The sequence below is a fragment of the Psychrobacter pocilloporae genome (genome assembly GCF_029872915.1).
Lineage (GTDB): Bacteria > Pseudomonadota > Gammaproteobacteria > Pseudomonadales > Moraxellaceae > Psychrobacter > Psychrobacter pacificensis.
In genome coordinates this window covers 1042713-1068673 of record NZ_PGFT01000001.1, presented here as the reverse complement: position 1 = coordinate 1068673, position 25961 = coordinate 1042713, and the positions used below count along the sequence as shown (strand labels likewise).

22 protein-coding genes, 1 tRNA gene and 1 pseudogene are annotated in these 25961 nt (G+C 44.1%); 5 read left to right on the top strand and 19 right to left on the bottom strand.

The genetic code is table 11. The features are described from left to right. Positions 1-97 precede the first annotated feature (97 nt). Positions 98-409, bottom strand: a complete 312-nt coding sequence (locus tag CUR83_RS04765) for an SOUL family heme-binding protein (RefSeq protein ID WP_284719206.1) — start codon at positions 407-409, stop codon at positions 98-100. 99 nt (positions 410-508) lie between these two features. On the opposite strand from CUR83_RS04765, the gene tgt reads away from it, so the two are divergent. After that, positions 509-1660 (top strand): tRNA guanosine(34) transglycosylase Tgt, encoded by a 1152-nt coding sequence (tgt, locus tag CUR83_RS04760; protein ID WP_284719205.1) that lies wholly within the window; start codon positions 509-511, stop codon positions 1658-1660. Between the two features lie 124 nt (positions 1661-1784). Here the strand turns inward: tgt and CUR83_RS04755 are convergent, their stop codons facing one another. From CUR83_RS04755 to rimO, 13 genes and pseudogenes are all read right to left on the bottom strand, one after another. After that, positions 1785-3137, bottom strand: a complete 1353-nt coding sequence (locus tag CUR83_RS04755) for a sodium-dependent transporter (RefSeq protein ID WP_071003465.1) — start codon at positions 3135-3137, stop codon at positions 1785-1787. A gap of 317 nt (positions 3138-3454) precedes the next feature. After that, positions 3455-4234: an acyl-ACP--UDP-N-acetylglucosamine O-acyltransferase gene (lpxA, locus tag CUR83_RS04750; protein ID WP_284719204.1), complete on the bottom strand. Its 780-nt coding sequence runs from the start codon at positions 4232-4234 to the stop codon at positions 3455-3457. Between the two features lie 173 nt (positions 4235-4407). Next, positions 4408-4944, bottom strand: a complete 537-nt coding sequence (fabZ, locus tag CUR83_RS04745) for a 3-hydroxyacyl-ACP dehydratase FabZ (protein ID WP_186474831.1) — start codon at positions 4942-4944, stop codon at positions 4408-4410. Positions 4945-4996: 52 nt separating this feature from the next. Then, the gene (lpxD, locus tag CUR83_RS04740; protein WP_058023666.1) at positions 4997-6013 is read right to left on the bottom strand and encodes a UDP-3-O-(3-hydroxymyristoyl)glucosamine N-acyltransferase; all 1017 of its coding nucleotides are present in this window, start codon (positions 6011-6013) and stop codon (positions 4997-4999) included. A 146-nt stretch (positions 6014-6159) separates the two neighbouring features. Continuing rightward, entirely contained in the window at positions 6160-8580 is a 2421-nt protein-coding gene (gene bamA, locus CUR83_RS04735; protein WP_284719203.1) for an outer membrane protein assembly factor BamA, read from the bottom strand. A 262-nt stretch (positions 8581-8842) separates the two neighbouring features. Continuing rightward, the gene (gene rseP / locus CUR83_RS04730) at positions 8843-10219 is read right to left on the bottom strand and encodes an RIP metalloprotease RseP (protein ID WP_284719202.1); all 1377 of its coding nucleotides are present in this window, start codon (positions 10217-10219) and stop codon (positions 8843-8845) included. 129 nt (positions 10220-10348) lie between these two features. After that, positions 10349-11557, bottom strand: a complete 1209-nt coding sequence (ispC, locus tag CUR83_RS04725) for a 1-deoxy-D-xylulose-5-phosphate reductoisomerase (RefSeq protein ID WP_223333634.1) — start codon at positions 11555-11557, stop codon at positions 10349-10351. 189 nt (positions 11558-11746) lie between these two features. Further along, positions 11747-12556, bottom strand: coding sequence for a phosphatidate cytidylyltransferase (locus CUR83_RS04720; protein WP_071003455.1), 810 nt, complete (start codon positions 12554-12556; stop codon positions 11747-11749). 175 nt (positions 12557-12731) lie between these two features. Beyond that, positions 12732-13490 (bottom strand): polyprenyl diphosphate synthase, encoded by a 759-nt coding sequence (gene uppS / locus CUR83_RS04715; protein WP_284719201.1) that lies wholly within the window; start codon positions 13488-13490, stop codon positions 12732-12734. 273 nt (positions 13491-13763) lie between these two features. Beyond that, positions 13764-14200 (bottom strand): annotated as a pseudogene (gene frr, locus CUR83_RS04710) (ribosome recycling factor); the annotation flags it as partial. Next, positions 14165-14317 (bottom strand): ribosome recycling factor, encoded by a 153-nt coding sequence (locus tag CUR83_RS13400; protein WP_342213125.1) that lies wholly within the window; start codon positions 14315-14317, stop codon positions 14165-14167. The gene CUR83_RS13400 and the pseudogene frr, both read right to left, overlap by 36 nt. 128 nt (positions 14318-14445) lie before the next feature. Continuing rightward, positions 14446-15171 (bottom strand): UMP kinase, encoded by a 726-nt coding sequence (gene pyrH, locus CUR83_RS04705; protein ID WP_093068829.1) that lies wholly within the window; start codon positions 15169-15171, stop codon positions 14446-14448. Between the two features lie 172 nt (positions 15172-15343). Then, positions 15344-16939, bottom strand: a complete 1596-nt coding sequence (gene rimO / locus CUR83_RS04700) for a 30S ribosomal protein S12 methylthiotransferase RimO (protein WP_284719200.1) — start codon at positions 16937-16939, stop codon at positions 15344-15346. Between the two features lie 135 nt (positions 16940-17074). Between rimO and CUR83_RS04695 the strand changes: the two genes are divergently transcribed. The 3 genes from CUR83_RS04695 to CUR83_RS04685 all read left to right on the top strand — a co-directional run bounded on the left by CUR83_RS04695 (position 17075) and on the right by CUR83_RS04685 (position 20592). Beyond that, positions 17075-18445 (top strand): two-component system sensor histidine kinase NtrB, encoded by a 1371-nt coding sequence (locus CUR83_RS04695; RefSeq protein ID WP_284719199.1) that lies wholly within the window; start codon positions 17075-17077, stop codon positions 18443-18445. Between the two features lie 82 nt (positions 18446-18527). Further along, positions 18528-20288: a sigma 54-interacting transcriptional regulator gene (locus CUR83_RS04690; protein ID WP_284719198.1), complete on the top strand. Its 1761-nt coding sequence runs from the start codon at positions 18528-18530 to the stop codon at positions 20286-20288. A 219-nt stretch (positions 20289-20507) separates the two neighbouring features. Continuing rightward, a tRNA-Leu gene (locus tag CUR83_RS04685) sits at positions 20508-20592 on the top strand. A gap of 91 nt (positions 20593-20683) precedes the next feature. Here CUR83_RS04685 and CUR83_RS04680 read toward each other — a convergent pair. Continuing rightward, positions 20684-21706, bottom strand: a complete 1023-nt coding sequence (locus CUR83_RS04680; protein WP_284719197.1) for a serine/threonine-protein kinase — start codon at positions 21704-21706, stop codon at positions 20684-20686. Positions 21707-21787: 81 nt separating this feature from the next. Here CUR83_RS04680 and CUR83_RS04675 point away from each other — a divergent pair, with 81 nt between their 5' ends. Further along, positions 21788-22732 carry an ATP-binding protein gene (locus CUR83_RS04675; protein ID WP_058025551.1) on the top strand — a complete coding sequence of 315 codons (945 nt, stop codon included), beginning with the start codon at positions 21788-21790 and terminating at the stop codon, positions 22730-22732. Between the two features lie 59 nt (positions 22733-22791). Here CUR83_RS04675 and CUR83_RS04670 read toward each other — a convergent pair whose 3' ends face one another. The 4 genes from CUR83_RS04670 to CUR83_RS04655 form a co-directional block, all read right to left on the bottom strand. Next, entirely contained in the window at positions 22792-23937 is a 1146-nt protein-coding gene (locus tag CUR83_RS04670; RefSeq protein WP_284719196.1) for a ribonuclease Z, read from the bottom strand. Positions 23938-23969: 32 nt separating this feature from the next. Further along, positions 23970-24242, bottom strand: a complete 273-nt coding sequence (locus tag CUR83_RS04665; protein WP_075106295.1) for a hypothetical protein — start codon at positions 24240-24242, stop codon at positions 23970-23972. A 101-nt stretch (positions 24243-24343) separates the two neighbouring features. Further along, positions 24344-25012, bottom strand: coding sequence for a glutathione S-transferase (locus CUR83_RS04660; RefSeq protein ID WP_093071308.1), 669 nt, complete (start codon positions 25010-25012; stop codon positions 24344-24346). Positions 25013-25213: 201 nt separating this feature from the next. Further along, a complete protein-coding gene (locus CUR83_RS04655; RefSeq protein WP_212563735.1) occupies positions 25214-25840 on the bottom strand; it encodes a hypothetical protein in 627 nt (208 codons plus the stop codon). Positions 25841-25961 lie beyond the last annotated feature (121 nt).

The window sequence follows — 25961 nt, the reverse complement described above, 5'->3', positions numbered from 1 at the left end:
AAATATCAGATAAAAAAGACAGCAAGTGCTGTCTTTTTTGTGCGGTCAATAACCTAAATGGCTAAGAACAATGACTATATGCCCTAGTATCCTTGTATTACTTTTGCTCATACGCAATCATTACCTCGTTACAACGTAAAAATGGCAATGCCCATGGCTCATCGTAACGTGCCAATTCTGGCTCACCTGTAGGCGTTAAATGTTTGCTTTGCATCCAATTTCGCAGTTCTTGTATCTTTTTATCTACTTTATCACTTCCAGTAAATCCTGAGAATTTGATAATGTCATAATTTTGAGCTCGTACTTCGACGATTTCGACTTCTGGGTTATTTGGTTTTGGTGACGTCTCCATCGTATATTTACTGAGCATCGCGAATTGTACGCGCCACTTTCCGTCATCTTGCTGCATACTGACTGACTATATTGACAGAATGAATATCAATATCCAAAAAATCCCTAACAATGCTATAATTAGCGCCATTTTCATAGCTCATATATCGGTTAACATATGCAATTTGTCTTACATAAAACAGCCAGCGGTACAACGCGTGCACGCCGCGGCACCGTTCATCTCAATCATGGCGACGTGCAGACGCCTGCCTTTATGCCTGTTGGGACTTATGGTACGGTCAAAGGTATGCTGCCACGTGATATCGAAGCCATTGGTGCTGATATCATTTTAGGCAACACTTTTCACCTCTGGTTACGCCCAGGCACGGAAGTGATTGATAAATTTGGCGGCTTGCATAAGTTCATGCATTGGGACAAGCCTATTTTGACGGATTCAGGCGGCTTCCAAGTCTTTAGCTTGGGTGCAATGCGTAAAATTACCGAAGAAGGTGTTAACTTCAAATCGCCTATCGATGGTGCCAAAGTATTTCTTTCTCCAGAAAAATCCATGCAAATCCAGTATAGCTTGAACTCAGACATTGTCATGCAGTTCGATGAATGTACGCCTTATCCAGCGACTCATGATGAAGCAAAGAAATCTCTAGAGCTATCACTACGCTGGGGACAACGCTGCGTTGATGAGCACAATAGACTGGGTAGCACCAACGCATTATTCGGTATCGTACAAGGCAGTATGTATCCCGATTTGCGCCAGCAATCACTCGAAGGTTTGCTAGACATCGGCTTTGATGGTTATGCTATCGGCGGTCTTTCAGTTGGTGAGCCAAAAGAAGAGATGATAGACGTCCTAGACTACCTGCCTGATGATATGCCAGCAGATAAGCCGCGCTATCTAATGGGCGTTGGTAAGCCTGAGGATTTAGTTGAAGGCGTACGCCGCGGTGTGGACATGTTCGATTGTGTGATGCCAACTCGTAACGCGCGTAATGGCCATTACTTTGTGACGGGCGATGCAGACAATGCTGGTGTGGTACGTATCCGTAATAGCCAGTATCGTAACGACGAAGGCCCATTAGATCCTGAATGTGACTGCTACACTTGCCAAAACTTTAGCCGTGCTTATTTGTATCATCTTAATAAATGTAAAGAGATGCTGGGTGCTCAGCTAGCCACCATTCACAACTTACGCTATTACCAACGTTTGATGCAAGGTATCCGAGATGCCATCGAGCAAGATCAGTTTGATGAATTCGTTAGCGAATTTTATAATAAGCGTGGCCAAACCATTCCTGAGTTAAACTTGCGTTAATCCATTTTAGTATTTATTGATATTATTGGACATAAAAAGGGCTTAAGATAATTCTTAAGCCCTTTTTATGTGTGCTGCTTTTATCACTCAATGATTTACATGTCTAAATCATTGTAAATAACTATTAGCCCATCAGTGAGGTAACAAATACCACGATCACAGCGATTGGCGCGATGAATTTTGCAACAATTTGCCAAAGCTGCCATGTCGCATTAGATAAACCAAGCTCTTGCTGAATACTACGCTGATCCATTTTCCAACCAACAAATACGATGGCCGCAAGACCTGTTAGAGGTAACAGGAACTTACTGGTAATCTTGTCTAGGGCATCAAAGATACCGTTACCCATAATAGTAAATTCAGACCATAGGTTAAACGATAACAATGCGGCAATGCCTAATAGCCAAATCACAGTACTGGCAACGATAGTCGATACGGTACGGCTCATCGACGTACGCTCTTCTAGCAGCTCAACCGTTGGCTCTAGTAATGAGATAGATGAGGTGACAGCTGCAAAGGTAATAAGCAAAAAGAACAATGCACCAATGATAATACCCGCACTCATGCTACCAAAAGCAATCGGTAAGCTGACGAAGATCAGACCAGGACCTGACGCAGGATCTAGACCGTTACTAAAGATAATTGGGAAAATGGCTAAACCAGCCGCCAAAGCGATAACCGTATCCAAAATAACAACGGTACGTGCAGTTTTTAGCAAGTTCACTTCACGGCCCAAATACGAACCATAAGCAACCATGATGCCCATACCAATCGATAGCGTGAAGAAGGCATGACCTAATGCTGCAAGCATAACGTCAGCCGTCAGCTTGCTCATGTCTGGCGTGAACAAATAAGCAACTGCCTCACCAAAACCGCCATTCATTATGTTATAACCAACGATAACGAAAAGGATCACACCCAATAGTGGCATCAAAATCTTGGCTGCTTTTTCGATACCACTCGTTACACCAATACCAACGATAACGGCCGTTAAAATCATGAATACAGTGTGCCAAATCGTCAATGTACCGGCTGATGCTAGCATCGCATCAAAGGTCGCAGCCACAGAATCACTATCTTGACCTGTAAAGCTGCCTGACGCCACTTTGGTGATATAGTTAAGTGCCCAACCACCGATCACACTATAGAAGGATAGAATTAAAAAGCCACCCAAAATACCAGTAGCACCAACGATGGTCCAGCTACGAGATTTACCTTCGCTAGCAGCCACATCCGCAAACGTGTTGACTGGGTTTTTTTGTCCACGGCGACCAATGAGCCATTCAGCAACTAATATTGGAAAACCGACTAGCGCGATACAGAATAAATAAGCGATAACGAAAGCTGAACCACCGCTCTCACCCACCATATATGGAAACTTCCATATATTTCCCAAACCTACTGCTGAACCTACTGCCGCTAACACGAAGCCAAAACTTGAGCTCCATTGCGCATGTTCTTGTTTATTGATAGCCATTTTTTGCGTCCTCGTACTTCAAATAACGCTACTGACAATCCTCCTTGATCATCATAAATAGTCACTACTACTATCAAACTATTTAGTAAACACTTCAATATGGAGTGCCCCGTAACATTAAGAAAGAATTGTTTACAATATCATAAACGCTCAGTTTCTGCTAAGCGACCAAAAAAGTCAAGCATTCATAAATATAAAAAGCCATAACAATTGGTTATGGCTTTTAGCAATATTATCTTTTATTAATAAAATTTAGGCAGATTAAAACTGTAAAAAACGACTATCTAGCCTAGCTTCTATCGTAGCTCAATATGCGTTTAACGCACCACCCCGCGACGACTTTTTTGTAGTGAATCAATCAACAATTGAACTTTTGGCTCTTGAGATAGTAGCTCACCTTGCAGAACCTCTAAAGCTTGCGCTGTCGTCAAACCGGATCTAAAAATAGTACGATACGCTTGGCGTAGGACATCAATGGTTTCTTTCGACCAATCTTTTCGGCGCATGCCTTCGATATTTAGACCATGAGCTTTTGCTGGATTACCAGACACCATCGTAAACGCTGCGACGTCTTTTAAAATCAAACTAGCACCGCCGATTAAGCTGTAATCATCTATTGTACAAAACTGATGAATACCTGAATTGCCACCGATGATTGTATGGCTGCCGATAGTCACATGACCTGCAACACCCACATTATTTGCCAGCACGTTATGATCGCCAATCACACAATCATGCGCCACATGAGTATTGACCATCAACAAGTTATGACTACCTATCTTGGTTAGCTCACTATCTTGTGCAGTACCGCGATGTAGGCTACAAGCTTCGCGAATCGTATTGTGATCACCAATCTCAAGCCAAGTACGCTCACCTGCATACTTTAGATCCTGAGGATCCTCTCCAACACTCGCAAACTGATAAAACTGGTTATACGCACCAATACGAGTTAACTTTGTGACAACGACATGCCGATGCAACACAGTATGTGGTCCAATTGACACTTCATCACCAATGATACAGTAGGGACCAATGATGGCAGTCTCATCAATCTGTGCAGATGGTGAAATGAGTGCTGTAGGGTGAATCTGACTCATGATGTGGGCCCTTGTATCATTTAATGCAAATAAATAGTCAGCCAAATACAGCCAGTTTGGCTTCATGAATGAGGCCAATATCCGCTGCTTTGTTAAATATCAATATAATAGCTTATTATAATTGTGAAGATCGATTCGATATAGCGCTTTATGAATGCTAACTTATTACAAACTTAGGCACTTTTACTGTCTTTGATTTTTTGCTGCTCTTGACGCGCAATCATGATTTGAGCACTCGCAGCAAGTTCGTCTTCGACATGCACCGTACAATCAAACTTATAAATACCGTGGCGCTGCATCACTGTCTTGGCACGAATGGTGAGTTGATCACCAGGAATGACTCGGCGCTTAAAACGCACTTTATCCACACCAGCAAACAAATACAGATAGCCATCTTTTGAAGTCAGACCTGCGGTAATGAACCCAAGTATGCCTGAAACCTGTGCCATTGCCTCTACCATCAATACCCCTGGCATGATTGGCTCGTCAGGAAAATGCCCATTAAAAAACTCTTCATTAATGGTCACATTTTTGATACCCGTAATGCACTCTCCTGGTGTACAAGCGACCACTCTATCGACCAACATAAAAGGGTAACGATGTGGTAAATAATGCTTAATCGTATGATACGTTAGTGGCAGGGTAAGACCTTGCTCGGCCAAGCTTTTGATGTCTTCATCAGTTGGGATATCTATATGGTCATTGCTCATAATGAGGCTTCCTTGCTATGTTTTGGATGTTTATTGTTTGTATGTGTTCGCATTAATCACGACCAAGCTGACGAAAGCGTACCGCTGCACGGCGCCAATTAGCAGTTGGCATAGCAGCAGTTCCAGAAGAGTAAGAACCAGCAGTTTTTATAGATTTGGTAACCATGGTCATACCTGATAAAACCACATCATCTGTAATTTCGATATGCCCTGTGATACCGACAGCACCGCCAATAATGCAGCGTTTACCTATCGTCGTACTACCGGCAATACCCGTTTGGGAGGCAATGGCAGTACCGTCACCAATACGTACGTTATGAGCAACTTGAACCAAATTATCAATGATAACATGATTGCCAATAACCGTATCATCAATGGCGCCGCGATCGACACAGGTGTGACTACCAATGCGTACATGATCACCAATAATCACACGGCCTAGCTGAGCGATCCGCTCCCAGCCTGAAACACTAGGGTTGTTGGTAGGAGCAAAGCCAAACCCTTCGGCACCAATGCTCGCACCCACATGCAATCTTGCGTAGTTACCAATGACACAATCATGACCAATAACCACTTGCGATTTGATAACACTGTCAGTACCGATCTCAGAATGCGCCTCGATCACTACATGGGCATCAAGTGAGCTACGCGCTCCTATCTGCACATAGTCGCCAATGACACAAAAAGGACCAATATTAACCTCATCACCAATCACAGCGCTATCAGAGATCACAGCACTAGGATGGATTCCAGCAGATAGTGACTGACGGGCAAATAGTTGGCTAGCGCTGGCATAAGCTAGGTATGGGTCAGAGACAACCAACGCTAAGGCCGACTCAGGTACTTGGTCACGATACGCTTGGGTGACCAATACTGCACCTGCTTGGCTACCGGACAAACTAGAGATATAGTGAGGGTCTGCCAAAAAGCTTAGCTGCTTTTGGTCAGCAGTAGTCAAACTTCCAACACTGTTAAATGGGTGACGTAACTGCTCAGCACTAATATCAGCCTTATTGATAATGGGCTGACGCTGCTCAATCCGAGTGATAAGTTGCTCAATCGTTATCATAATGACTATTAATAGACTATTGTTATATATAAAACGGTCGTCAAAATAACAATGTGTTTTGACGACCTACTGGAAACTAATGACATTCTAACTTACTTAGACAAATATTTGAGAACGATTAGATATATTTAGATAATATTAGCGATCTAGAATGTATTACCAATCTGGAATTGGACTTTTTCAGTTTCGTCGCCTTCTTTATCACCAAAAGGTACGGCATAACTGAGTGAAATTGGACCAATTGGTGTATACCATGTCACGCCCGCACCTGCACTAAAGCGGAAATCATTGTCTTGGGTCAATAGTGGTACACCTGTATCCTCACCAGTGCCAGGATTAACGAAGGTACGGTCTTCTTTGTCACTTGTATCGAATACCTGACCACCTTCAGCAAATAGTACTGGACGCACTTGATCTGCCCAATCGCCTTTAAACGGCATTGGTAGAATTAGCTCGGTACCAAAACTAACTAACGCATTACCACCAACCTCTTCTGTACTATACGTCTGATCAGCGGGATCGTTAATAGCATCATAATAAGCTTGTGACTTAGGTCCTAACGTTGAAGACTCATAACCACGTACTGAGCCATAACCACCCGCGTAGAAGTTTTCATAGAATGGCAAATCATTACCATAGCCAAGTTTGGTATAACCGCGCGCGATCCAATCTTTATAAAGCGGATAATACACGTTGCCGCGATAAACGAGTTTCTGATAGCTAGAATCGCCAAGGCCAATGGTAGCATCAACAGTGTGACTCATGCCTTTGGTCGGAAACACTGGGCGATCTAGTGTGCTGTAGTCCCAGCCCAATAGTAAGTTGTAAGTCTGATAATCATTTTTAAAGCCAGTACGACCTTCGAAATCTCCAGTGAAGTCTTCAACAGTACCGCCGTCATCGATGATTTCTTGTGCGTTTGATATGCCGAGGAAACGACCACCACGTACTGTCGTGTTGTCGACATTTAGACCAGCACTGACACGCTTGGTCTCATCCACAGGATAGCTATAATTTAGCGTAGCACCGTAGGCATCAGTGACATAATTACTGACGTTTCTATCATCGTATTTGGTTTCGCGATAATAAGCACTCACCCCTTGTGAGACGCCATTTTCTGTAAAGTATGGATCGGTGTAACCCAAGCTATACGAATCACGTGTCTCTGAACGTGATAGTGCGGCTTTAACGCGGTTACCAGTGCCCATAAAGTTATTTTGGGTCAAATCCAACTGAAAAGTAACACCGCCGCTCTGCGAGTAACCTGCTGCAATCGTTGAACTACCAGAAGGTTGCTCTTCTACGGTATAGTTGACATCTACTTGATCTGGCTGATTGGGTACTGGTTTTACATCAACGTTAACAGCTTTAAAGAAACCGGTACGCATAAGACGTGTACGTGAAAGCTGGATTTTTTCGCTAGAGGCAAGAGAGCCTTCTAACTGACGCATCTCACGGCGCAATACTTCATCTTGAGTTTTTAGATTGCCTGTGAAGTTGATACGGCGAACATAAATAGGACGTGCAGGATCGATATAATAATCCACGTCAACCATTTTGGTGTCGTCATTAATGCGTGGTACGGGTCTAACTTGAGCTAGATAATACCCTTCGTTACCATAGCGTCTTTTGAGCGCAGCTGTGGTGTCATCCAGTTTGGCCTGTGAATATTTTTCATTAGGCGCAAAAGTAACCAACTCTTTTAGTTCGTCGTTATCAAAAGTAGGCTTACCTAAGAAATTGACGTCACCAAACTGATACTGTTCACCTTCACTCAAACTGACTTCGATAAACACACTACGTTTATCTTCACTAATATTGAGTACCGCGTTATCTACTGCGAAACGCACATAACCATCGTTTTGATACAATGCTTTTAAATTATCTAAACTGGCGGCCAGTTTTTCTTGTGCATATCGATCAGATTTTGATAGCAAGCGCGTCCATGAAGACTCTTTTACCGCAAAAACATCTTTGATCTCTTCATCGCTAAAGTGCTTATTACCAATGACATTAATATCAACAACTTTGGCAGGCTTACCTTCGATGAAGCGCACATCAAGTTTGACGCGGTTACCATCAAGTACCGTCTGATCTACTTCAATATTACTGTTGTAGTAACCTTGGCTGATATATTGCTGTTGCAGCTCATTAGCAACGCCTTGCAGGGTCGATTGCTTCAGTACATTACCGACAGACAGTCCAGCATTCCCAAGGCCTTGCTCTAGACCTTCTTTGGGAATGAGCTTATTACCTTCAAAATTCACTTCGGCAATGGTTGGACGTTCAATAACATCAAATCTGAGGTTACCACCTTCGACACGGCTTTGAATATCAGCAAAGTTTTCAGTGGCGTATAGTGCCTTAATACTGGCCGCCAAGCTACTGTCATTGACCGTGTCTCCTACCGTGATGGGTAGAACCGGATAGAGGCTATCAGGGGTTAGGCGTTGCAAGCCATTGAAACCAATATCAGTGACTACAAATTCTGCAGCCTGTACCGGCATACTCATCATCGCTACAACTAACGGCAACCCAGCCGCGCTCATAAATAAAGGCGTACGCATAAACACTATCCGTCAATAAAAAACTTGCTAAAGTTAAGGTAAAAAGCATATGTTGTCCAGCCCATTTGCACAAAGTCGCAACTCCATGCATGGCTGACTCAGAACACTTTATATAAAAAGAATCACAAAATAAACTAAAAATTACGATTAGTACAGAGGCTATGACACAAAGTATCTTGCGTATAATAGCAACAATCAAAGCGTAAGAGCCATTAAACCATTAGTATATCGTGCTTTATTGATTATATTACTCATTAACCGATCAAAACAGCCTACTGATGTCATTACCAATTGCTAACACCATGAAACTTGCCAGTAAGAGTAAACCGATATTTAACCCCACCATTTGCACCCTTTCAGAGAGCGGTTTACCGCGAATCAGTTCGATAAAATGATAAACGATATGACCACCATCCAATACTGGAATCGGTAACAGGTTCAATACAGCCAGACTCAGGCTAATCAATGCAGCCGACGATAATACCATCTGCCAACTGATATCAAAGCTTTGCTTGGCGACTTTGGCAATGGTAATCGGACCTGACAAGTTATCCAGACCAATCATACCTGAGAGCATTTTTCCCATCGAGCTTACCGTCATCACGGCGAGCTGCTCAGTCTTCTCGAACGACTTGACCAATGACTCGCCAGGGCCATAAACCACGGTGGTTTTGTAGGCATCAGGAATAACAATCTCAGTCTGATCAACCATGGCGCCAATTTGACCGTAATCATTACCCAAGTTGTCTTTTTTACCTTGCGGCATAATTTGCAATTGCACCGTCTTGTCATCACGCAATACGGTAAAATCAAGTAACACCTCGGGATTATCACGAATAATACGCGTGGCGCTAATCCAATCGTCAATGTTTTGATTATTGATGGCGGTAATACGATCGCCCACCTGTAGACCTTGACGGCTAGCCGCACCATCAGGCGCCAATTCACCGACAATCGGGGCAATCTGTGGCTGCCACGGTAACATACCAAAGCTGGTCAATGCATCTTTGCCTTGTGCATCACCCTGCATAAATTGTGTGACTGGTGCTTGATAGGTTTTGATCGACTGATTGGTTTGAGCATCTGACTGTAGTGTAATACTGACATTGTCTGTCTCACCCATTCGTCCTGCAAGGCGATAATTGATACCTTCCCACGTCTGTACATCGTGCCCATCAATCGCAACAATCTTATCACCGACAGGTAACTGCGCCATCGCAGCTGGAGTATCTGGCAGTACTTGCCCAATTTTGGTAGCCAATTGCTCAGACGGCGTCATAAACAACACCCAAAAGAGCGCAATAGCAATGATGAAATTCATGATAGGCCCAGCGGCGACAATCGCAATCTTCTTGAGCGGATGCTGATAATTAAACGCAAGATGCTGTTCATCTTTTGCGACATTGCCTTCACGCTCATCAAGCATTTTGACATAGCCGCCCAGTGGCAAAGCTGAGATACGATAATCGATGCCACTTTTTTTGCTGGTCCAACCAAATAGTTTAGGGCCAAAACCGATAGAGTATGTTAATACTTTGACGCCGCACATCCGTGCCACGATATAGTGCCCCCACTCATGTAAGGCAATGAGTGGACCTAAGACAAATATTGCCGCAAGAAGCGTTAATAAAAACGTCATGATCTTTTCTCAGTATTGTTGCTTAGCATCTTTTATCAACATCAACATCAACATCAACATCTTCACTGATATCGTTTATTAGTACCATTTTTTAACCAAGAGGCTATTTATGGCTAATGATTGCTACGATTATGCCAATTTTGCCACAAGCTTATCAGTAAGGTGACGCGCTATCTTGTCAATGGCCAATATATCTTCTATGTCAGCCGTTTCGTTTAATGGTGGCAGCTGTATATCGTTTAAGGCACGCTCATTGATATCAGCAATGTCAGTTAAACGAATTTGTCCATCCAAAAACGCCGCCACTGCAATTTCATTGGCTGCATTTAGCACAATAGTCGCCTGCGTACCTGCTTGCATTGCTTGACGAGCAAGGCGTAGACAGGCAAATTTTTGCAGATCAGGCTCAATGAACTCCAAACCACTAAGTGCATATAAATCTAATGGCTGCGAGCCACTATCAATACGGCTCGGGTAACTGAGCGCATGGGCAATTGGGGTTTTCATATCTGGACTGCCAAGCTGTGCCAAAAAGCTGCCATCGCTATATTCTACCATTGAGTGAATGATACTTTGTGGATGAATGACCACATTTATCTTATTTTCAGGCAGATCAAACAAATGACAAGCCTCGATCAACTCAAGCCCTTTATTCATCATTGTGGCTGAGTCGACAGATATCTTCTGGCCCATTGACCAGTTAGGGTGCTTGACTGCCTCTGCGACAGTTGCTTGCTGCATCTGTTCAAAAGACTGCTGCAAAAATGGGCCACCTGAAGCCGTCAACCACAGTTTGCGTACACCATGATTTGGCTGATGAATTTGGGTGTTGTCTTGCTGAATAGCGAGTGGTAAGCACTGGAAAATAGCATTGTGCTCAGAGTCGAGGGGTAACAACGTAGCATTATGTGTTTTGACCGCATTGATCATGACCTGCCCTGCCATCACCAGCGCTTCTTTATTGGCGAGCAAAATACGCTTACCTGCGCGTGCTGCGGCTAAGGTAGAAGGCAGTCCTGCTGCGCCTACGATGGCAGCAACGACAGTATCAGTTTGTGAATCAGTGGCTATATCTACTAGACCTTCCTCACCCCCTACTACATCACTATCAATCCCTGCTGCTTTAAGCTTTTTGGCAAAATCATCCACAGCGGCTGTTGGTACGCTGACGCGCTTAGGCAAAAACTGCTGACAAAGCGCAAACAGCTTATCTAAACGGTGATAGCCTGACAATGCGTAAACTTCATAATGTTGCGGTTGCGCCGCTAATATTGCTAACGTGCTATCGCCAATCGAGCCTGTCGCGCCTAGTACGGCGATGCGTTGCGTCATAACCATTAATGCCTATGATATTTAATATTTAGAGAAGGAGAAAAGAATAAATGAGGGTTGAACAGTATAAAAGGCAATAAAGCTACATAGTAACAAATAAGACCATTGTAAAAGACTAGCCAAAACGGTCACTTCGCTTACTTATCACATCATAAAATCAGCTAAGTGACTTTGTCTTATACCACAATCAAAGTCTTATACCACAATCAAACCTAGCTGCTGTATCGCCCAAAAGCCAAGTGCAAATATCGGAGTTGCAGATAGCAATGAATCAATACGATCAAGTACACCACCATGCCCTGGTAAGATGGTACCAGAGTCTTTGACATCAGCACGGCGCTTGAGCATTGATTCAAAAAGATCACCAAGCACAGAAGCCAGAATCGTTAGCGCCGATAGTGCCACAAAGGCGACTAGCGATGCGCCCGTCAGTTGTAGCTTAAACACACTGATCGCAACGACTACCAGTAGACCTGTAATCAAACCACCGGCCAATCCTTCCATACTCTTATTGGGTGAGACATTGGGTGCCATTTTTCGGCGGCCAAGCTTACGACCAACAAAATAAGCACCGCTATCAGCACACCAGACCAATAAAAACACATAAAGTAGCCACCATGCTGATAGCTGCCAGAGGTAAAAAATCGCAGTAATAGAGGCTGTCAAAATAACCACACCCAACAACGCTAGATGTTTTCCGTACCATTTTGTCTGTGTTGGGAATGCACGTACCCAAGACAGTGCCATCAGCCATATGACAAGCGAGGCCGTCCACCAGAATAACCAAGTCACCTTCAACATAAGCGATACGACAGTTATCACTAAAACTAACAGCACAAAGACAATAGGTTGACGCCACTTCGGCATCAACTTCGCCCACTCATGAGCTGCGATAATGACGCCAACGGCTAAAAGCGGTGCGAATAAAATAGGGGTTTGGCTCGCAAACATTGCAATACCAACGATAATAACGAGAACTATTGCCGTTCTAATTCGTTGCCACATACTTATCGAGCCTTATAATAATGAAGAAGGTACAGTCAAAAAAATGCATTATAACAGTTGATAGACCTGTGCCCATTAATAGCATTGACCCTCATTAAAACGGTTTATCATCTCGTAAGCAAGCGGTATTAGCGACCTAGAGAATACTGTCTGAATTTTTATGGCTACTATTGCATCAGCGACTATGCTGCTCTATCCCTACCTGCTCGCTGGTTTTACCAAAACGGCGTTGACGCTGTGCAAACTTAGCCATCATCGAAGCCAGCTCTTCTGGAACAAAATCTGGCCATAAAGTTGGCGTGAAAAACAACTCTGCATAGGCCGCTTGCCATAATAAAAAATTCGATATTCGATAATCACCACCGGTACGAACCAGCATGTCTACTGCTGGAGCGTCTGCCAGTTGTACTTGCTCACCGAGCATTTCTGCACTAATATCTTCAGCCCTCAACTCACCTGCCTGCACTTGTTTTGCCAGCTGTTTTGCTGCATGAGCAATATCCCATTGTCCACCGTAGCTAATCGCAATGACTAATGTCATGGCATCAAAGCTTGCAGTTTCTGCTTCGGCATCCGCCATTAACGCTTGTAATTCTTCACTAAGCTGACTACGATCACCGATAAAACGTAAGCGAATACAGTATTTTTTCATACGCGGCATTTGCTCATCAATGGTCGATGCCAACAACTGCATTAATAGTGCAACTTCACTAGGTGGTCGCTGCCAATTTTCGCTAGAGAAAGCAAAAACAGTCAGTACTTCAATACCGGTCTCGACACAATATTCTACGATAGGGTCTAAAGCAGTTTTACCAGCTATGTGACCTTGACCTTTACCCAGGTTATTGGCTTTGCCATATCTATTATTACCATCCATGATAATAGCGATATGACGAGGAAGAATGTTAGGAGCCGTAACGGCTGAAGTGGACATAGGCAAACTTGCTTATTGTTAAGGTAAAATAATAATAACGTGTGCAGTGGCGATTAAAAGCGCCATGTAAATAATTCACAAATTTATCATAATTTAGCGATCAAAATTTTTATAGCTTACAATATATTTGAGAAATATCAGTAAACTGCACTCACATTAATAAATCATATTATCCATGTCATAACAAGCAGCCAATAACTACAAGGTATTGGCTGCTAAATTACAGATAATCTACCGAATTGATTCTTGCTATAAATACCAAATGGATCAGTATTAAACTTCCATCAAATCGCTTTCTTTTTTGCTGAGGCGGCTATCGATAGTTTCAATGTACTTGTCAGTGATTTTTTGGATGTCATCGTTAGCACGTCGCTCATCATCTTCTGAGATTTCTTTCTCTTTTGCTAGATCTTTGATGTCATTCATCATATCACGGCGAATATTGCGGATAGACACACGGCTGCTCTCTGCTTCTCCGCGAGCAAGTTTTTGCATATCGCGTCGGGTGTCTTCGGTCAACGCTGGCATGGGCACACGAATCACATCCGCTGTCATTGGGTTTAGGCCCAAATCTGCTTCGCGAATGGCTTTGTCTACTGCTTGTACCATCGTACGGTCAAACGGTTGAACCAATAACGTACGTGAGTCTTCAACGTTGACGCTGGCGACTTGGTTTAGGGGGTTGGTGCACCGTAGTAGCTGACCATAACACCTGACAACATACCTGGGTGTGCACGTCCAGTGCGAACTTTACTGAAAGTGTTTTCAAGCGCTTCCAACGTTTTTTGCATGCGTGCTTCGCCGTCTTGCTTAATCTCTTTAATCATTGTGTGTCCTTATTTATCGCTATCGACAAATTTTTTATTTGCTATTGGGATATTTGTTATTAGCTACTTTTTGTTATTAGCCACTCTCTGAAGTGACCGATCAACGCTACATCAATTCAGGGAATTAATTAATGAAAAACGCGTGTGCCTTCGTTTTCACCCATGATGACATTTAGCAATGCATTAGGTTTGGTCATATCAAATACTTGTAAAGGCACGTTATGCTCGCGGCATAGCGCGATAGCCGTCAAATCCATCACGCCAAGTTTCTGCTCTAACACTTCATCAAAGGTGAGCCCGTCGTATTTTTTGGCATCAGAATGTAAGCTTGGGTCTTTGTCATAAACGCCATCAACCTTAGTCGCTTTCAAAATCAAGCCGGCTTCAATCTCGATACCACGCAAACAAGCAGCCGTATCAGTGGTGAAGAATGGGTTCCCTGTTCCAGCAACAAAGATACACACTTCACCATTTTTGAGATAGCGAATCGCATTACGACTGCTATAGCTTTCGGTGACCTCACCAATTGGCAATGCAGACATCAAACGCGTTTTGATATTACGACGCTCAAGCGCATCACGCATCGCCAGACCATTCATGACAGTGGCTAGCATACCCATCTGATCACCCGTCACACGGCCAACCAAACCTTCTTTTTGTAATTGTGCGCCGCGATATAAGTTGCCACCGCCAACCACGATACCAACCTGAACACCTAGTCCACGCAAATGAGCGATAGACAGGCTCATTTTATCGAGCACTTCGGTATCAATACCCATGTCTTTGCTACCAGCCAAGGCTTCACCAGAGAGTTTTAGCAAGATACGGGCGTAACGCGGGTTTTTGTCAGACATGAGGTCACCTTATTATCATGAAATTATAAAGAAAATTATGGGTAAAACACAAATCAGGTTTGCCCGTAACGCTGCACTTAAAGACAAGCGTATTAAACAGGCTAAATTGCGCTAATTGTAGCAAAAACTGCCCGCTATTGGGCAATTTTCACTCGTATATCTTGTCGAACACTTAACCTTGATAACTGGCAAATAGATCATATTCGCTAGCATCATCAATCGTCACGGTCAGGAACTGCCCAACTTTGACTTGAGCAGTAATGTCATCAACATAGACATGCCCGTCAATTTCAGGCGCATCAGCATAACTGCGGCAAATAGCGATATTCTCATCACTATCAATCTCATCAACCAATACCATTAAGGTTTTGCCGACTTTTTCTTGTAGTTTTTGCGCTGAGATCTCTTGTTGTAGTGCCATCAAACGCTCGTAGCGAGATTGCTTGACGTCTTCAGGCACATGGTTTGGCAAATCATTGGCGACAGCACCTTCTACTTCTGAATACGTAAATGCCCCCACACGGTCAAGTCGCGCTTCTACTAGCCAATCAAGCAAGCACTGAAAATCTTCTTCAGTCTCGCCTGGGAAGCCAACTACGAAAGTCGAGCGAATCACGATATCAGGGCAGATATCACGCCATGCTTTGATACGAGCCAAGGTGTTTTCGCTGTGTGCAGGGCGTTTCATCGCTTTTAGGATACGATGACTGGCGTGCTGAAACGGAATATCGAGATAAGGCAGCAGTTTCTTTTCGCCCATTAGCTCAACGACTTTGTCTACATGTGGGTATGGATAAACATAATGCAGACGCACCCAAATGCCTAGATCATTCAAGGCTTGGCATAAATCATAAAACTTAGACTTGAGCGGCATGCCATTCCAAAAGCTGGTCTTATATTTGAGGTCCAGCCCATACGCTGAGGTGTCTTGCGAGATGATAAGCAACTCTTTCACGCCCGCTTTTTTGAGCGCCATGGCTTCGTTCATGACATTATCAATCGGACGTGACACGAGATCACCGCGCAAACTTGGGATAATACAGAACGTACAGCGGTGGTTACAGCCTTCTGAGATTTTTAGATAAGCATAATGACTGGGCGTCAGTTTGACCCCCGCTTCATTGATCAAGTCTATTTTTGGGTCGTAATTGGCATCCAAGCTGCGATTTGGCTTTGGCACGTGCTGTGCAACGGCTGTAATCACTTCATCATAGGCATGCGCGCCTGTCACTGCGAGTACAGCGGGATGCATCTCACGGATTTTTTCCGCTTCTTTGCCCAGACAGCCTGTGACAATCACTTTACCGTTTTTGCTAATGGCCTCGCCAATCGCATCAAGCGACTCTTGCACCGCTGACTCAATAAAACCGCAGGTATTGACCACGACCAAGTCCGCACCGTCATAGTCGCTTGCGACTTGATAGCCATCACGGCTCAGCTCAGTGATGATACGCTCACTATCCACCAAGGCCTTGGGGCAACCTAGTGACACAAACCCAATTTTTGGCGCTGCACTCACTGGCATCGTGGCAGTTGCATTAGCCGTCGAGGCTGAAGTAGCATGGCTGCTTTGAGTAATGCTGCGGTTTTGATTGTGGTTGGCTTTATGATGATAAGGCTGGTCAGTATGTGTTTGACTGACATCTGTCTGACTCTGCTCTTGCGGTATTGATGGCTTTGCAGGATTAAAGATAGTGGCAGTGTCTTTTACGGCTGACGTAGGGGCTGTCGTTGTCGTGTTCACTGACTCGGTAGAAGTTTTGGACATGGCTGACCTTGCTAGAGATAAATTGGCTGAGCGCATTGTACGTTTTTTTTGCAAAAATCACCAGTTTTGCCTCTCTATAGTCTTGATTTATGGTTAAATATTGATTCAAACATCCTATTTTTCTGGGCAATATCCATGACTGCTGATTTTATCACCACCAAAACCACCCCTGATTTAGCATTCGTATCACAGCATCTATTCACCGCTATTTTGTGGGTCAATGATCAGTTATCGATAACCCGTTTAAATGCTCAAGCGGAGCAATTACTGGCTATTAGTAGTGGGAGGTTAATTAACCAGTCTATCTTGACGCTATTGGCACCCGATGAATTAAAACTAAAAGAAAATGCTTCTATCGACAATGTCAGTGATGATAGTGAAAACAAACCTCTGGATGAACCTCTCTATTCTTTGACAGAGCGGTTCAATCAAGCACAAAACTACCAACAGCCTTTCATTGACCATGATCACGTCATCCAGACGCCTTTGAATGGCAACCTACTACTTTCGGTCGATTATAGCGTGACGCCTGTTATCTACGAGCAGCAGTCGTATTTTATTATCGAGATGTGGGGCAAAGACCGCCAAAGTCGCATCTCAGAAGAGCAGCGCCAGCAGCAGCAATATGCGGTTGCTCGTCACATGCTACGGTCGGTCGCGCATGAAATCAAAAACCCACTTGCCGGCATTCGGGGTGCAGCGCAGTTATTACAGCGACAGTTTATTAAATTCAGTGATGCGAATACGACGGCGGCTAACAGTCACTCTAACACGCTCAGCATCTCACAGGACACTAGCGCTGGCACAAACGATGATTTGCAAAAAATGAATCAAAAGCTGCGTAACTATACCGATATTATCATCTCAGAAACTGACCGTTTGACACATCTGATTGCTCAACTGCTTGGCTCAAATCAGCTGCCAAACTGGCAAACGCTGAATGTCCATGAACCACTAGAGCATGTTTTGACCTTGGTAGTCAGTCAATACCCACAAGTGACGATACAGAGGGATTATGATTTGTCATTGCCTGAGTTGTGTGCTGACAAAGACCAATTGATTCAGGTATTTTTAAATATTATGAATAATGCATGTGAGTCTATGACTGAGTTTGAGCAAACGCTACAGCAGAACAAGCTCTCTGCGTCTAAGGAGTTACCATTAACCGATGTGCAGACCGATAGAGAGACTGCTTATCAGCCAACCTTGCACATTCAAACGCGCGTTGCCTTTCAGCATACGATTGTTGGGCAGCAGCACAAGCAAGTGCTGCAAATCACTATCACTGACAATGGTTCGGGCATTGATCCGGCACTTATCGGACAAATATTTTTTCCGATGGTGACCAGCCGTGCAGCAGGTACTGGCCTTGGCTTATCTATCGTACAAGATATTATCAGCCATCATCATGGTATGATTGATGTGAGCTCTACAGAGGAGGCGAACGGCAAGCAAACACGCTTTACACTATATCTGCCTTTTACCCAGCCCGTCACTGAATCATAGAACACATGGCGGCATAAAACTGCTAAATTGTAAGACATCCAATCCCAAACCGACAATAACAATTGCTCATTAGGCCCGATACATGACCCAATACAGTGACAACCAAAACCCTAAAAGCGATGCACACTCTCCAATAGTCACCGTCAATAATGCACCCAGCGATCAGCCTGCAACGCTCTGGTTAATCGACGATGATGCAGCGCTGCGTATGGTATTGGCCGATACGTTTGAAGATGCTGGATTGACCGTTATCAGTTTTACCCAAGCGCAGGCAGCATGGACTCGGCTCAATGATGCGCTAAAACAGCAAGAATCAGCCACACAGCTGCCAGACGTAATATTGACTGATATTCGTATGCCAATGATGGATGGATTGTCATTTAGTGACTGGGTACACCAGCACTTTCCGGACATGCCGATTGTCATTATGACAGCACACTCAGACCTCACCTCTGCGATTAATAGCTATCAGACCGGTGCGTTTGAATACTTGCCAAAGCCCTTTGACCTAGATGATGCTGTTGCCACTATCTATAAAGCGATCAACTACCAGCCAAATATGGCGATAGCCCATTATTCGAATGAGTCTGATACCCATATCGCGACTGACGCGCGCGCTGACAGTGAGATAACACCTGAAGCACCTACCAGTACACACTCTAAACACAGCAAAAATAAAGCTGAGGTGACAACTGCCTCTAAAGCTAATAGCAATCCGAGCGGTATCATCGGTCAGTCACAAGCCATGCAAGCCGTGTTTCGTGCCATTGGTAGATTGGCGCAGTCCCCCATCTCAGTCTTGATCACCGGAGAGTCAGGAACAGGTAAAGAGTTGGTTGCCAGTGCCTTGCACCAGCACTCACCGCGCAAACAGCAACCATTTATCGCCCTTAATATGGCAGCCATACCACATGATTTGATTGAGTCTGAATTATTTGGTCACGAAAAAGGCGCGTTCACTGGTGCAACGACAACTCGTCAAGGACGTTTTGAGCAGGCTAATGGCGGTACGTTATTTTTGGACGAAATTGGCGACATGCCCTTTAGTACCCAAACACGTCTGTTACGCGTACTGGCCAATGGCGAGTTTTACCGCGTTGGTGGACAGCAGCCGATCCAAGTAGATGTCCGTATCATCGCCGCCACTCACCAGAACTTAGAAGAATTAGTCAAACAAAATCGTTTCCGTGAAGATTTGTTTTATCGTCTCAATGTCATTCGTCTACCGCTGCCACCACTGCGTAAACGCCCCGAAGACATTCCTGCATTAGCGACCTACTTTATGCAGTCGGCAGCTGAGCAAATGAACACAACACCGAAACATTTGCATCCTGCGGCCTTACAGATGATGCAGACCTTTGACTGGCGCGGCAATGTGCGTCAACTTGAGAATGTCTGCCTATGGCTGACAGTGATGGCCACGGGCGACACCGTGATGGCGACAGATTTGCCACCAGAGCTATTAGAAAACACGCCTCTAGACTCAGAGCTAGACCAAGAACACGACTCGTCACCACAAGCAAATGCAGAAAACCCTCAGCTGCAAAATAACGATGACTTGAATAATCACAGCCAAAATAATCAAGTCACTCACACTCCTGCCAGTCCAAATTGGCAAAAAGCTCTTGCTATCTGGGCTGAGCAGTCTCTCAATACAGGCGAAACTGATATTCTACAAACGGCCACGCCTGAGTTTGAGCGGGTCTTGCTAACAGCAGCACTCAACCATAGTGGTGGCAAAAAGATAGAAGCAGCAAGCTTACTTGGTTGGGGTCGCAATACCCTGACCCGTAAATTACAGCAGTTAGATATCTCTGCACCCAGAGTGCCATCCAAAGAGTAAATAAAGGCTTAAAACGCAATATTAAAAAGCCATTAATATCAATTATTTATAAAAATACGTGAAAATAAATGCAAAATAACTAAAAATAATCGCAAATAGGGGTTGACCAAAAATTCAAACTCTATATAATAGCCAACCACTGAGACGCACTACCGAATCAGTTAACTGTCTAGATAGCGTTTGAACTTAATCGCTTTTGATGATAGAGTAACGGAAAATGGGGCTGTGGCGGAATTGGTAGACGCACCAGATTTAGGTTCTGGCGCCGCAAGGTGTGAGAGTTCGAGTCTCTCCAGCCCCACCATTTTCGGATAGTACATCTTAGACCAAATATTGAAGCCTGCTTTTTAGCAGGTTTTTTTGTGTCTGTCATTTAGCATTTCTAGTTATAACCTTTATAAATTTGCTATCACCTCATCCATACTCTGATACCTTTTCTCTATTCGCTTTGCCAATGCTTTATCAACAATACTTTGATAGCGAACATACTCTAGCGGTAATTTTGGAATAGACTGCTGGCAGTGCTGAATGGCCCAATCTGTCATGGACTGATTACTTTGAGGGTCTATATTAAATGGTCGCTTCCCTACCAATATCTCAACCATCATGATACCCAAGGCATAGATGTCACTTTGTATTGTTGCTCTTTGTCCTTGCCAACGCTCAGGTGCCAAATATGCTGGTGTTCCGCCAGAAAAATTTATTGCGTTTGGTCGATCATTTCTTTGGGCTAATGCAAAATCTGTCAATAGTAAGTCAGGCACTATACAATCACTATCGGCGTGACTTGTTAGATTATCACTGAGCAAAATATTACTGGGTTTAATATCATTATGAAGCCAGCCAGCGTTGTGTAGGTTGCAGATTAAATGAGCAGACTCTTTGATCAAATCATGTTTTTGCTTGTCTGTTAATGACACATGGTGATTCAACAGCTTAGCTAAGCTGCCGCTTTCATAATAAGGCATGACCAATACCATTAACTGCTGGCTCTGTTCTAATGTGTCGACCTCTACATTATGATAGGCCAATAGAGGTGGCGTAATAGAGCTAACTTGGGTTTTCTGCGAAGTATATAACGCTTGCAACACGCTTATTTCATGAGTTAAATCTGAGACACTTTGAAGTCTAATTGAAGTGGCACATAGCTCCCATTTAATTATCACGCTACCATACTCTACATGGCGTGCACGCGTGATACCTTGATAGCAGCTTTGCTTGCTGCGTTGTTTGGTAATTTGCGTTTTGCTCTCTTGGGTTTGCTCTGTGCTTCCCTCTCTGTATTGTTGACTGATACGCTGATGCACTATTTGGGCATATTGTAACTCTGACAATACTTGGGTAATGACTGGCAATAGTTGTCCAGATTGCGCTTGCAAGGCTTGTTTAATAGGCAAATTACTGGCACTATTTTTCACAGTGTTATCTCTCATCATATTATAGAGTCGCAATCGCGCACTATCGTTTTACCCAACCGCCACTTTACCGCTAGAGTCATTATGTCACAGTCTAACAATTATGCCCTGCCCGCCCCTTTATTAGCATTGCTTAGCCAGTATCTGCAAGAGCATGTCACACCAACCATTGAGATTGACCCAAGCCAGCTTGCGTATCGCTGGGTCGGTGGACGTACTGGTCACCTACAGCCTTTGTCTGTCAATCTATTTTTGAGTTTGGATGATTTGCAAGGTATTGATGTGCAAAAAGCAAAGCTGGTACAAAACACCCGCCAGTTTCTCAAAGGCTATCCTGCCAATCACGTCCTGATGACAGGGACACGTGGTGCCGGCAAATCCTCGCTGATTCGCGCATTACTACAAGCCTATCACAGTGAAGGGTTACGCATTATCGAGATTGCGCGTGATGATCTACAGGTGCTAGACAAGATTCGTGCCGCGATTAATGCGCTGCCAGCGGACTGCGCTTGTCGCTATATCGTCTACTGTGATGATTTGGCATTTAACGGTCAAGATGAGAGTTATCGGGCGCTAAAAAGCGTGCTTGATGGCGCGCTAGACTCTGAGCAAGACAAGCTACTGGTCTATGCCACCAGTAATCGCCGTCGCTTGCTACCACAAATGATGAAGGACAATCTTGATATTTATAATGGGCAGACGGATGAAGTCAATCCCTACGAGACCATTGACGAGACCGTGTCGTTATCAGATCGATTTGGCTTATCACTGACCTTTCATCCCATGGATCAGCAGACATACTTACAGATTGTGCAGCATTATCTAAATTTAGAGCAACGGAAAATTTCAGCTCGCATTGATACTGATATTGAAATGGATGTGGACGGTGAAAATCTACCTGACAAAATCAGAATGGACGCCTTGCGCTGGGCATCTGAACGCGGTGGACGCTCAGGTCGAGTGGCTTATCAATTCAGTCGTTATTGGAGCGGCAAAACACAATTGGCTATTGAAGACCGTAAATCATAGCTGCTAAGCCATATCAGCCGCTAAGCCATATCTTTGAAACTATCTCTTTACAGTTATGCCTAATTGCTGCGTGCAGAGCCTACATACTGCACGCGACTCTCCTTTTGACTACCCGCTTGATTGTCTACCAAGTCGGTAGCCCCATTGACGCTATATTGAGCAAAATCTTCTGCCAGCCATATATTGCCTTGGTAGACACTTTGCGCATCTAAGCGAATATAGGCCATATTTGGCGTTTCGCTATCTGGATTATCAAAGCTCTGATAACGAGCGCTAAAGTGAGTCAAAATGATGTTTTTCAAGCTCATCTTTTGCGCGAATGTGCCCACTATGTGCGCGCTACTATGCATAGGATCAAAGTCAGGGTTGCGGGCTTGAATGGCCATCATGACCTCGTGCGTATAAGTGGCCTCATGCACCAACAAATCCGCATCCATAACTGCTTCACTCAAACACTCTGGCGTGTCATTGTCCCCTGCTATTACTACTTTTGTCCGCTGCACATCATCATGAACATAGTCTGCTGAATGTAAGTGCCGACCATCCTCAGTGATGACATTTTCACCTTGTTGCAACTTGCCCCAAAGCGCGCTTGCTGGAACACCATCCGCTATGAGTTTACCTGTATTGAGCGTGCGACGGATGATGGTTTGTGTGATACCAAATCCATGAGATGGTACGCGATGTGATAACGGATAAACCTCTATCATCAGCTGATGTTGATTATCCAAGTCGATTTTTACTTTACCTTTATTAACATTAACTTCTTGCGACAACAGATCCTCTATCGACACAAAGTTGAGGGTAAATGGCAGATATAGTTCAGTATGTAGGATAAAGGCATCAAGCAGCGCCGAGATGGCTTTTGGTGCAATGAGCGTCAATGGCTCACGGCGACCTGACATCGCGGCACTCGCCAGCAGCCCTGGCAGGCCATAACAGTGGTCGCCATGGACGTGGGTAATACAAATAGCCGTCAATTGACGTAAGGAGAGCTTGGTATGCAGTAATTGCTGCTGTGTGCCTTCGCCACAATCGATGAGTAGCCACGGGCGCGACTTTTTATTTTGACTGTTACTATGCGGCTGGTTGCCTTTTGATGAACCAGACGCATGAGTATTCAAACACTCGATTGCCAATGCCGTTACATTACGCTGTTTGGTCGGCACACCGGCCGAGGTGCCCAAAAAGGTTAATTTCAGCATAGGTCATGTCTTTTATTTATTAGAGGCACGGGTTAGGACCGTTGGCATATCATGGTTTTTTGACCGTCAACCATTTGCCCACCATTGGCCGTACATTCATTAACCATATTAGATTCATAAGATTTCCAGCCACCATAAAAACTAGCGGCGCACAAAATTACAACCAGTAGTTTTTGTGACCAAGATTTGATAGATACTTGCTGGTTATCAACCAGTTGCCTATTTTGCAAGTTATGATCTAGCGACTGCTTAGCATCTGTGTCTTTCTTTGTTTTTGCATGATGCGATGTATTCAAGTCTGTCATTATTTTATCCTAAAAAAGGCTTTGCTTATGAATAAACAAAACCTTTTATCTAATATCACCTCAAGTATTGGGAGGTGTTTAAACATTTATACAAGTATCTTTTAAAACTGCAGTGTTCCGCCCTTTGCCTCAGCACGCTTAAAAGCGGGACGCTCTTGACAACGCTTGAGCCAGTTCAATAGATTGGCGTATTTAGATTGATCCATACCTGCACGCGCATTAGAGGCGGCGACTACGATATACATTTGAATATCAGCGGCACTGAACGTCTCCCCTGCAAACCAATGACTGTCTTGTAGATGCTGCTCCATCAGATTTAGGTTGTTGATAATATTATTGTTGATCATGCCATCTTCAACTTGTTTACGAATACCTTTACTGATCGGCTTGATGAGCATAGGCGATCGTTCAACGACTTTACTAAATACCAGACGCATAACTAACTGTGGCATCGCCGTGGCTTCGGCAAAATGCAACCAAAAAGTATAATCTTCCCATGCCGCTTCATTATCATCAGTAGGCTTAAATTGATGTTCTTTATCATAGTGTCTGAGCAAATATTCAATGATAAAACCGGACTCAGCCAAAGCGCGATCGCCGACTTCAAGCACCGGCGTGTGTCCCAACGGATGCACTTTTTTTAAGCTCTCAGGTGCAAGATAGGCCTTCGTACGCTCATAGGTTGTCAGCTCATAATCCAGCTCCAACTCTTCTAGTAGCCATAAAATACGAAACGAGCGCGAATTGTTTAAATGATGCAGAGTTAACATAAACCGTCCTAGTGATATATTGTTTTAAATCAGCCATAATCTCTTAAATATGGCGCCACGTTTTGAATTAAACATGACACCACTGTTCTCGATAATAGCGTAATTTTTGCCCCTTTGACACTGCAACTTTGTAGAACTGTGACGAAAGTACGGCCTGACAAGTCAGCTCTACATATATCTAGGACACGGTCATCATCCGCATTATTCTACATGTAGTGCTTCAATCTTGCGCGTCATCTTATCGATCTTTTGCTGATATTTTTTGATTTGGCGAAAGCGGTGCGCAATTAGCACGCCTTTGATATGGCGATTTTTGAGACGGCGGCGCGGCGGATAGCCCAAACAGACAAACAAAGTCGCCCAAGAGATCGCACCATATTCAAAGATATCGTAAGCGATACCGAGACCTGCGCATATAATGGCCGCCCACTGTAGCAAGCTCATATCTTCATTATAAAGAAAGCGACCGACCACGATCATGATCATCGGGTATAAGAAGTAGCCCAACGTCACCTCAAGACCCAAACCATTGACTGGCGCCCACATAAACATCCAGATTTGCGCCCCCAAAATCGGTGTGGGTAGTATGAATAAAAACCACTCTTTGGCATTTTTTAAGGTTTTTAGATAATCAAAAATATGCTGCCACTGTTTTAGCACACCCACCAGCAGCACCAGACCAAAAAACATCGTGAGCACGCGCCACGAAGCCACTTGTGTTCCTGATAGCGGTTGCAGCAGCAAGCCAAATAGGAACAGCAATGAGTATAAAAAGTTTGCAGCCACAGCCGTGATCGCACCCTGAGAAGTTTGGTTAGTAGTCAACATCACAACAGCCTTTAGAGATTGGGGCACATCCTTTGCAATTTTAAAAAAACAAAAGCCTCAGACGATAACGTCTGAGGCCTTTGCATATAAGGTCGTCGCACAATCTAAGATAAACGCTTTT

What these genes read in the sequence shown, in the direction of transcription:
- CUR83_RS04755 (WP_071003465.1), bottom strand. Translation starts at nt 3,137, where the DNA reads ATGGCTATCAATAAACAAGAACATGCGCAATGGAGCTCAAGTTTTGGC.
- lpxA (WP_284719204.1), bottom strand. Translation starts at nt 4,234, where the DNA reads ATGAGTCAGATTCACCCTACAGCACTCATTTCACCATCTGCACAGATT.
- CUR83_RS04670 (WP_284719196.1), bottom strand. Translation starts at nt 23,937, where the DNA reads ATGCTGAAATTAACCTTTTTGGGCACCTCGGCCGGTGTGCCGACCAAA.
- CUR83_RS04720 (WP_071003455.1), bottom strand. Translation starts at nt 12,556, where the DNA reads ATGTGGCAACGAATTAGAACGGCAATAGTTCTCGTTATTATCGTTGGT.
- bamA (WP_284719203.1), bottom strand. Translation starts at nt 8,580, where the DNA reads ATGCGTACGCCTTTATTTATGAGCGCGGCTGGGTTGCCGTTAGTTGTA.
- ispC (WP_223333634.1), bottom strand. Translation starts at nt 11,557, where the DNA reads ATGGTTATGACGCAACGCATCGCCGTACTAGGCGCGACAGGCTCGATT.
- rimO (WP_284719200.1), bottom strand. Translation starts at nt 16,939, where the DNA reads ATGTCCAAAACTTCTACCGAGTCAGTGAACACGACAACGACAGCCCCT.
- CUR83_RS04675 (WP_058025551.1), top strand. Translation starts at nt 21,788, where the DNA reads ATGTCACAGTCTAACAATTATGCCCTGCCCGCCCCTTTATTAGCATTG.
- CUR83_RS13400 (WP_342213125.1), bottom strand. Translation starts at nt 14,317, where the DNA reads ATGATTAAAGAGATTAAGCAAGACGGCGAAGCACGCATGCAAAAAACG.
- CUR83_RS04660 (WP_093071308.1), bottom strand. Translation starts at nt 25,012, where the DNA reads ATGTTAACTCTGCATCATTTAAACAATTCGCGCTCGTTTCGTATTTTA.
- lpxD (WP_058023666.1), bottom strand. Translation starts at nt 6,013, where the DNA reads ATGATAACGATTGAGCAACTTATCACTCGGATTGAGCAGCGTCAGCCC.
- CUR83_RS04765 (WP_284719206.1), bottom strand. Translation starts at nt 409, where the DNA reads ATGCAGCAAGATGACGGAAAGTGGCGCGTACAATTCGCGATGCTCAGT.
- CUR83_RS04690 (WP_284719198.1), top strand. Translation starts at nt 18,528, where the DNA reads ATGACCCAATACAGTGACAACCAAAACCCTAAAAGCGATGCACACTCT.
- fabZ (WP_186474831.1), bottom strand. Translation starts at nt 4,944, where the DNA reads ATGAGCAATGACCATATAGATATCCCAACTGATGAAGACATCAAAAGC.
- uppS (WP_284719201.1), bottom strand. Translation starts at nt 13,490, where the DNA reads ATGTCCACTTCAGCCGTTACGGCTCCTAACATTCTTCCTCGTCATATC.
- CUR83_RS04655 (WP_212563735.1), bottom strand. Translation starts at nt 25,840, where the DNA reads ATGTTGACTACTAACCAAACTTCTCAGGGTGCGATCACGGCTGTGGCT.
- CUR83_RS04665 (WP_075106295.1), bottom strand. Translation starts at nt 24,242, where the DNA reads ATGACAGACTTGAATACATCGCATCATGCAAAAACAAAGAAAGACACA.
- CUR83_RS04695 (WP_284719199.1), top strand. Translation starts at nt 17,075, where the DNA reads ATGACTGCTGATTTTATCACCACCAAAACCACCCCTGATTTAGCATTC.
- rseP (WP_284719202.1), bottom strand. Translation starts at nt 10,219, where the DNA reads ATGACGTTTTTATTAACGCTTCTTGCGGCAATATTTGTCTTAGGTCCA.
- tgt (WP_284719205.1), top strand. Translation starts at nt 509, where the DNA reads ATGCAATTTGTCTTACATAAAACAGCCAGCGGTACAACGCGTGCACGC.
- pyrH (WP_093068829.1), bottom strand. Translation starts at nt 15,171, where the DNA reads ATGTCTGACAAAAACCCGCGTTACGCCCGTATCTTGCTAAAACTCTCT.